The organism is Gammaproteobacteria bacterium, assembly GCA_003696665.1.
GTDB lineage: Bacteria > Pseudomonadota > Gammaproteobacteria > Enterobacterales.
In genome coordinates this window covers 1-7,787 of record RFGJ01000431.1, presented here as the reverse complement: position 1 = coordinate 7,787, position 7,787 = coordinate 1, and the positions used below count along the sequence as shown (strand labels likewise).

Annotated in this window: 8 protein-coding genes; 4 read left to right on the top strand and 4 right to left on the bottom strand. The window is 53.8% G+C overall.

The window, feature by feature from the left end; genetic code table 11:
- Window positions 1-990, top strand: a 990-nt coding sequence (locus tag D6694_10895; protein ID RMH39776.1) for a cysteine desulfurase, incomplete at its 5' end; no start/stop codon positions are given.
- Window positions 987-1,406 carry a hypothetical protein gene (locus D6694_10890; protein ID RMH39775.1) on the top strand — a complete coding sequence of 140 codons (420 nt, stop codon included), beginning with the start codon at window positions 987-989 and terminating at the stop codon, window positions 1,404-1,406. The genes D6694_10895 and D6694_10890, both read left to right, overlap by 4 nt.
- Here the strand turns inward: D6694_10890 and tcdA are convergent.
- Window positions 1,367-2,185: a tRNA cyclic N6-threonylcarbamoyladenosine(37) synthase TcdA gene (gene tcdA, locus D6694_10885; GenBank protein RMH39778.1), complete on the bottom strand. Its 819-nt coding sequence runs from the start codon at window positions 2,183-2,185 to the stop codon at window positions 1,367-1,369. The genes D6694_10890 and tcdA overlap by 40 nt on opposite strands.
- Before the next feature lie 147 nt (window positions 2,186-2,332).
- Here tcdA and thiI point away from each other — a divergent pair, with 147 nt between their 5' ends.
- Window positions 2,333-3,784: a tRNA 4-thiouridine(8) synthase ThiI gene (gene thiI, locus D6694_10880; protein ID RMH39774.1), complete on the top strand. Its 1,452-nt coding sequence runs from the start codon at window positions 2,333-2,335 to the stop codon at window positions 3,782-3,784.
- Window positions 3,762-4,409 carry a thiol:disulfide interchange protein DsbA/DsbL gene (locus D6694_10875; protein ID RMH39773.1) on the top strand — a complete coding sequence of 216 codons (648 nt, stop codon included), beginning with the start codon at window positions 3,762-3,764 and terminating at the stop codon, window positions 4,407-4,409. Before thiI ends, D6694_10875 begins: the two co-directional genes overlap by 23 nt.
- On the opposite strand, the gene selD is transcribed toward D6694_10875, so the two are convergent.
- The 3 genes from selD to D6694_10860 all read right to left on the bottom strand — a co-directional run.
- Complete coding sequence (selD, locus tag D6694_10870) at window positions 4,398-5,429, bottom strand: selenide, water dikinase SelD (protein ID RMH39777.1); 1,032 nt, start codon at window positions 5,427-5,429, stop codon at window positions 4,398-4,400. The two genes, D6694_10875 and selD, sit on opposite strands and share 12 nt — an antisense overlap.
- A 3-nt stretch (window positions 5,430-5,432) precedes the next feature.
- Window positions 5,433-5,849 carry a lactoylglutathione lyase gene (gene gloA, locus D6694_10865; protein ID RMH39772.1) on the bottom strand — a complete coding sequence of 139 codons (417 nt, stop codon included), beginning with the start codon at window positions 5,847-5,849 and terminating at the stop codon, window positions 5,433-5,435.
- Window positions 5,846-7,787: TonB-dependent receptor (locus D6694_10860; protein RMH39771.1), on the bottom strand; the 1,942-nt coding region annotated here is incomplete at its 5' end. The genes D6694_10860 and gloA, both read right to left, overlap by 4 nt.

The window sequence follows — 7,787 nt, the reverse complement described above, 5'->3', positions numbered from 1 at the left end:
GATTGGTTTGGCGTGGGCGCTGACGATATGCTGATCTGGACACGTGGCACTACTGAGGCGATCAACCTTGTCGCATTCGGCTGGGCCAAGCGCCATATCAAGGCCGGCGAAGAAATTGTGGTGTCGCTCGCTGAACACCACGCCAACTTTGTCCCATGGCAGCAATTGCAACGATACGGCGTGAAAGTCATCTACTGTCCACTGACGACAGACGGGCAGATTTGCCTTGATGATCTGGAAGCTTGTTTGACACCCAAGACGCGGCTTGTCGCGCTCCATTTTGCTTCCAATGTGACGGGCATTATTCAGCCCATTGACGAAATCTCCGCCTTGGTCAGAGCCAATGGCGCTAAAATACTGATCGACGCTGCACAAGTGGGCGCACACTTACAGTTTTCTTTTTCACAGCTGGATGTGGATTTTGTCGCGCTGTCAGCACACAAAATGTATGGCCCAACCGGCATTGGCGCCTTGTTATCGAAACCAGAACGCTTAGAAGAAATGGATCCCGTCATGTTTGGCGGTGAGATGGTTGCCCGGGTCACCTTGGATGACGTCCAGTTCGCCCAACTGCCACTTCGCTTCGAAGCGGGGACCCCCAACATCATTGGCGCCATTGGCTGGCATGCGGCAGTGCAATGGCTAGCGAGTCAAGATCTTAAAGCGATACGCACGCATGAGCATCAGCTTACCCAACGTCTGTTGCATGGTCTTAAGTCCATTCCGGGGCTTCGCTTACTCGGTGAGCCCGGGTTGCCGCGCGTACCACTGCTGAGCTTCGTGATTGATGGCATTCACCCCTATGACGTGGCGACTTTGCTAGATGAACAGGGGGTGATGGTTCGCGCCGGCCAACATTGCGCTCATCCGCTCTACGAGAAGTGGCATTTGCCTGGCGCGGTGCGTATTTCAATTGGCGTTTACAATACCGAAAATGATATTGATCAGTGCCTCAACGCCCTAGAGTATGCCTTGGACTTGCTGCAATGAATCCACTGATGCCATTTTTCTCTCCACCTGACTGGTCTGAGCTTGCCGCCGAACTGCAAGGAAAGCCATGGCAAACGCAGCAGAAATTGATGATTGAACTGGCCAAGGCTTTGCCAGCTTGGCCGGAAGATTGGCAAAGCGAAGATTATCGCATCGCGGGCTGTGAAGTGCCCGTGTATCTGGTACGCCAGCCCGGAATGGGCGTGATCCCGTGGGCTGCGTGGTCGCCATCCAAAGTCGTGTGCGGGCAACTCAGGCTATTGCAGTCTTATGACCACTTTCTATCACCGCGGCAACATACAGTCGACAATCTTCTCGCCGCTTTTGAGATCGTTGGCATGAGCCGCCGACTGCCCGACAGTCGGCGCCATGGCCTTCAATCAGTGCTGTCAGCGGTCTTAGCGGACGAGGGCTGAGCCCGATTGGCCAGGTAATGAAGGGCACGTGCCGCCGCCACGAACCCAAAGGTGCCAGTGACAAAACTGGCCGCCCCAAACCCGTCGCTGCAGTCTAACTTTTGTGGGCCATTTTCTGGCGGGCGTGACCGGCAAACGCGGCCATCCGCCCATGGGTAAATCAACTGTTCCGTCGAAAACACGGCTTCAATCGAAAATTTTCGTTTCGGATTACGTGAAAAGCCATAATTTCGACGCAATTCGTGACGCACTTTGGCAAGCAGCGGATCACCCTGCACTTTAGCGAGATCCTTCACATTCACCGCCAGTGGATCGATTTGGCCACCCGCTCCGCCACACACAATAATTTTTATTTTTCGACGCTTGCACCAAGCAATGAGAGCAGCTTTTGAAATCACGCTGTCGATGGCATCCACCACCACATCAATTTGTTCGGTGACAATTTCGGGAATGTTATCGGTACTGATGAAATCCTCGACACAGCGCACCTCCAGCTCGGGATTGATGTCACGTAACCGATCCGCCATCACTTGTGTCTTGGACTGGCCAATGGTGGAGGCAAGCGTGTGCAACTGGCGATTGCTGTTACTGACGCAAATGTCATCCAAATCGACCAGACTAAGGTAACCAATGCCAGAACGCGCCAGCGCTTCTGCTGCCCAAGTGCCAACACCACCCAAGCCAATGACCATGACATGCGCTTGGGAAAAATGTGACATGACATCGCGTCCATAAAGACGAGCGATGCCCGAAAAACGGCGCCAGTAGCTTTCAGACAGCATAAGTGTGACCAATTGCAGGAAAGATGTACATTATAACGCACGCTGCCGCGGACACATAAGGCGTTGCGCGAATGCAATACACTTTCTGAAATTTCCTGCAATAACAGGTATAATTCTGCGCCAGCCTAATCGTGCCGCATCACTATGCAACTAATCGTCAAAATCTTTCCGGAAATCATTATCAAAAGTAAGACCGTTCGCCAGCGCCTGGTCAAACAATTGCGCAACAATATTCGGCGACTGCTTAAACCGATTGCGTCTGGTATCGACGTGGTGGGCAGCTGGGACAGAATTACCATTCACGCCCCAACGCTCAATGAAGCCCAGCAAGCGGAAGTGATTGATATCCTCAAACGCACCCCCGGCATCCACCACTTCCTCCGCGTCGATACCTACACGTTCGAAACGCTCGATGACATTATCAACATTGTCTGCCCAATCTATGCGAACCAAATCACCGGAAAAACGTTCTGCGTGCGCGCCAAGCGTGCTGGTCGACATCCGTTCAAGTCTGGTGACATAGAACGCGCCGTAGGGGCTGCACTTTATGCGGCCGGCAAGCCGAAAGGTGTCTCGTTAACCGAACCAGAAGTCCAGGTGACACTAGAAATCAAGGATCAAAAACTGCACATCGTCGGCGCCCGTTACGAAGGGCTTGGAGGCTACCCACTTGGTGGCCAAGAGAGCTGTCTGTCCCTGATATCAGGTGGCTTTGATTCGACGGTGTCCAGCTTTCTTATGATGAAGCGCGGGGTTCGTACCCACTTTTGCTTTTTTAACCTCGGCGGCCTGGCGCACGAAGTCGGTGTCAAACAGGTGGCCCATTATTTGTGGTCACGTTACGGCGCATCGCAGCGTGTCCACTTTATTTCGGTCCCCTTTGCCGATGTCGTCGGTGAAATTCTCACCAAAGTACATCACTCCTATATGGGCGTCATTCTCAAACGTTGCATGGTGCGTGCGGCAGCTTCACTGGCAAAACGCTGGGACATTCCAGGACTGGTCACTGGCGAAAGCATCGCACAAGTCTCCAGCCAAACCATGATCAACCTGTCCGTCATCGATCAGGCAACACCCGCTCTCATTCTTCGCCCGCTCGCCTGTTGGGACAAGGAGCAAATCATCCGCATGGCACGAGAAATCGGCACCGAAGATTTCGCCAAGACCATGCCCGAGTATTGTGGTGTGATTTCTGATCGTCCGCACACCGCCGCCAAACTCGAAGATGTACTTGCCGAAGAAGCCAAAATGGATATGCACTTACTCGACGAAGCCGTGGCCAAGGCACAAGTGACCCCAATCGATCAAGTGATGGAAAGCGTCAAAACATTGCACGATGTCACCATTGTGGCTACGCCGCAAAAGGATGATGTGATCATCGACGTCCGCCATCCAGACGAACAGGAAGCCAAACCGCTTCATCTGACCAATAACCAAGTGCTTTCCATCCCATTTTACGAGCTGGGTCGAAAGTTTCCTGAATTAGATCACAGCAGACGTTATTTGCTCTATTGCGATCGTGGCGTGATGAGCCAAATGCAAGCCGTTGAACTGAAAGAAAAAGGGCACGACAATGTGCTGGTCTATCGTCCATAGGAGACACGTGATGACGAAATTCGTAGCACGCTTAACATTGGCCGTGGCGTTTGTGTTCATCGCTGGCTGCGAACCAAAGCCCGACGGCCCCTACCGAATTGTGCCGGAACCACTTGAAGTCTCGCAACCAACCGTCTTCGAGTTTTTCGGCTATTTCTGTCCACATTGTTACCAGTTGGAACCTATGGTCAAGGCGTGGCGTCGAAAGCTCCCGCCATCGGTGGCGTTCGTCCGTGTTCCAGTGAGTTTTGGGCGACCACAGGGCCGCGTGCTCATGCGCGCCTACTACTTGGGTGAGCTTCTTGGCGTGCTCGACAAAAGTCACCCCATGGTCTTCCAACGCATTCATGTTGAGCGTCGTCCAATTGCGACTGATGAAGACTTGATCTCATTCTTCGTGGCGCTTGGCATCCCTCGTGCCAAAGTCGAAAGCACGCTGGCCAGTGATGCGTTAAAACAGGAACTTGAAGACGCCGAGCAGCTAGCGCGCCGCTTCCGCATTGACAGCGTGCCGACCTTTGTGGTCAATGGCCGCTACCGCACTGATGCAGGGATGACGGGAAGCGCACGCAAACTTTTTGCCGAAATTGACCGACTGTTGCGTAAGCGTCAGTCAGACCAGTGACACAGAAAGCCCATCACCTGCCGGAACCAGTTGACCGATGGGTTCGGCAGGCAATGCTTGTTCAGCGAGCAGCTGCCTGACCTCCTCTGCCGCGCTGGCATCCACAGCAATCAACAAGCCACCACTGGTTTGTGGATCACATAAAATATCGCGCCATCGATTATCAGAGACACGCAGATGCTGACCATAACTTGCAAAGTTCCGTGCCGTGCCTCCAGGCACAGCCCCTTTGTCTAACCAGTGCCACGCTTCATCCAGCACCGGAATTTTGTTGCTGTCCAAGGTCGCACTGACACCTGCCCCCTGACACATTTCTAATAAATGGCCAGCCAAACCAAACCCTGTCACATCGGTCATCGCATGCACCCCCGGCAACGCCGCAAGTTGCTCCCCGACGTGGTTCAGTTGACACATCCAGCGGCGCGCCACATTGTCATCACCAGCCAACCAGCCTTTCTTTTCCGCCGTTGACAAAATGCCAACCCCTAGTGGCTTGGTCAAAAATAGCCGGTCATTTGGCTTGGCTGTGTCATTTCGCTTGAGGCGAGCAATCGGGACACGGCCAGTCACGGCCAGTCCGAAGATTGGCTCCGGCGCATCTATGCTGTGCCCTCCTGCAATGACAATCCCAGCGCCTTGGCAGGCGGCTTGCCCACCCGCAAGCACTTGTGCTGCGACGTCCGGTCCAAGTTTGTCGATCGGCCAGCCGAGTATGGCAATCGCCATCAATGGCTTGCCCCCCATCGCGTATACGTCGCTCAAGGCGTTGGTCGCAGCAATTTGTCCAAACATATAAGGGTCATCGACAATGGGCATGAAGAAATCGGTGGTCGAAATCACCGCCGTGCCATCACCGAGGTCAAATACCGCCGCATCGTCACGACTGCCGTGGCCGACCAACAGGTTCGGGCTGGGTGCGGTTTTTGGCAAAGCCGCAAGGATCTCGGAAAGTACCTGAGGTGCAATCTTGCAACCGCAACCTGCCCCATGGCTATATTGGGTCAAACGGATATTGTCCATCATTTACCAGCTTCCTTGATTTGGCATATCCACCCACGGCTGTTTGGCTGGCAAAGGCGCCCCCATCTGCAAAAGCTCAATAGAAATGCCGTTTGGATCCTTGACGAACGCCATGCGGCCATCACGGGGCGGCCGTAGAATCGCCACCCCCATCGACTGCAAATGTTCGCATGCAGCGTAAATATCCTCACAACCAAAGGCGAGATGACCGAACTGGTCGCCACTGGTGTACTCACGTTCATCCCAGTTATAGGTCAGTTCTATCATTGGGCTTGCCTCTGACTCGCCGAGAAAATACAGGGTGAACCGTCCTTCCGGCACTTCTTTGGTGCGTAATAACTGCAAACCCAGCCCGTCACAATAAAATCGGATCGAGCCTTCAGGATCGTTGGTACGAATCATCGCATGCAAATATCTCATTGTGTTTTTTCTCTCGTCCACTCCACACGAATGCCAATTTGCCGACCATCGGCGACCATCGCAGTATTTGATCCTATCGACCGATAGCGATAGATGATTGTGTCGGTCAAGTTGGTGCCCCACAATTCAACTGCCCAAGCGCCCCGCTCATAGCGCAGCTTCCCACCAATGCTGGTCCATTCGGGCAATTTGTCTTCCGACGGACTTTGGACATCAAGCCACTGTGCCGACATAGACTGCACTTCTACGCCAAATGACCACCGATCAGAGAACCGGTGATTGACAAGGAATTGAAACTGACGCGCTGGCGACAGCGGCCACTCGCGATCGCGAAGGCGTCGAAATCCCGGACCAAGATTTGAAAAGCCCGAGTCTTGCCACACAAAGGACCAAACGACATCGGTGTTTTCACTGTGCCAGCCGCCTTCATAGCTGATTCCCTGGATAAATCCCTGTGGCACATTGATGATAAGCGAGCTGTAGGGGTTCTCAATTCTGGCAAAGACCAGGATTTGCTTATCGTCCACCACCTCTCGCCACACGGATAATTGATGCGACCATGGCAATGGCTCGAACACGTACTTCAGTTCGATTCGGTTTCCCGTCTCTGGTCGAAAAGGGCTTCGGAGGCCAGTGACCAAATTGTAGGAAACGCCTCCAGGGGCATATGTTTCGGCCAGCTCAAATTGCAGCGCGCTGTGCTCTGAATATTGCCAATTCAAGCCAAGCTGCCAAAGTTCTGCATCAAACTGACCTTCGCTGGCGGCTGCCCGGAACAAACTGTCGTCTGGCAAAAGTCCTGGCACGCTGGCTTTGTCCGCTTCTTTCCGGTCATACGACCAGTCCACATTCTGCCACGACACACGCGCGGTCAAGTCGTCCTTGACTTGCCACTGGTGATAAACGACCGACGCCTTTCGGGTGGTCGTTTGGTCGGACAGGAATCCCAGAAAAACCTGTTCTAAAGGCAAGGACGGCAGCAACAGTCCCCAATTTAGGCTACTCTCCTGGATTTGCTCCTCTTGCCAGCTGATATCAAGCCCCGACACACCGCCGCTCGCCCACACATAATCCAGTTGCGCCCGATGCGCCCATTTGGTCAATTCAGATTGCAAGCCAAACATCTCCACCCGTGCTGGGTTCCCATCGACATCTTGCAGGATATTTCGGGTGGCTTCGGTGTACTCGCTGTCTAACCGAAGGGTGCCACCACTCCCCCAATGTCCGTGCCAAAACCAATGGGCACCATCGGCGGTCGTCTTGTCGTATCCGACGACATCTGTATTGCGTACGCGTTGTGGCAACTCAAACCACCTCACCCAATCATCACCCGTCCGTAGGTGTCGTCGCGCCACTTCCAGCCCTGTGAACCAGTTTTCGTCCAACCAGGCCAAATGGAGGCGGAACTGCGACGCCTCACGGGCTGCTCCATCATCATCCTCTAAAAACATGTTATGGACTTCACCATTGCTCCCAAGATGCTCAAGCGAGCCCCCCAGCACCCATGGTGAATCCGCGCCACGACGGTTAACTGCCAAAATCGATTCCCGTTCACCATTGGTCCCTGCGCCGAACAAGACATGATGGTACTCAGGCAATTCAGCTTCTCGAAATGAACTGGCCCAAGATTCTGGCAACCAGCTATCCGGGACAAACGACGGCGCGGGCCCCAAACTGCCATCAAAATTGACGTTATCGGGCATACCCACCCAACGCGCCCACGACAGTCTTTGCGCCGGCGAAAATAAGTTCGTTGGCGAATCCTCGTCCGTCATGGTGAGAAGGATGCTGCGAGAGGTATAGCCGGCCCAAGTCACACGCACTGGATCTATCTTGCCTGCCAATGCACACGGCGCCACGGTCAACACGCCCGATAGACAAACCGCTTGCCATTTGGTTTGGGACTTCGATAGCCACAACATACGATTCGCATCCTTC

Coding starts and splice junctions, on each gene's coding strand:
- D6694_10890 (RMH39775.1), top strand. CDS start 987: ATGAATCCACTGATGCCATTTTTCTCTCCACCTGACTGGTCTGAGCTT.
- thiI (RMH39774.1), top strand. CDS start 2,333: ATGCAACTAATCGTCAAAATCTTTCCGGAAATCATTATCAAAAGTAAG.
- D6694_10875 (RMH39773.1), top strand. CDS start 3,762: ATGTGCTGGTCTATCGTCCATAGGAGACACGTGATGACGAAATTCGTA.
- selD (RMH39777.1), bottom strand. CDS start 5,429: ATGGACAATATCCGTTTGACCCAATATAGCCATGGGGCAGGTTGCGGT.
- gloA (RMH39772.1), bottom strand. CDS start 5,849: ATGAGATATTTGCATGCGATGATTCGTACCAACGATCCTGAAGGCTCG.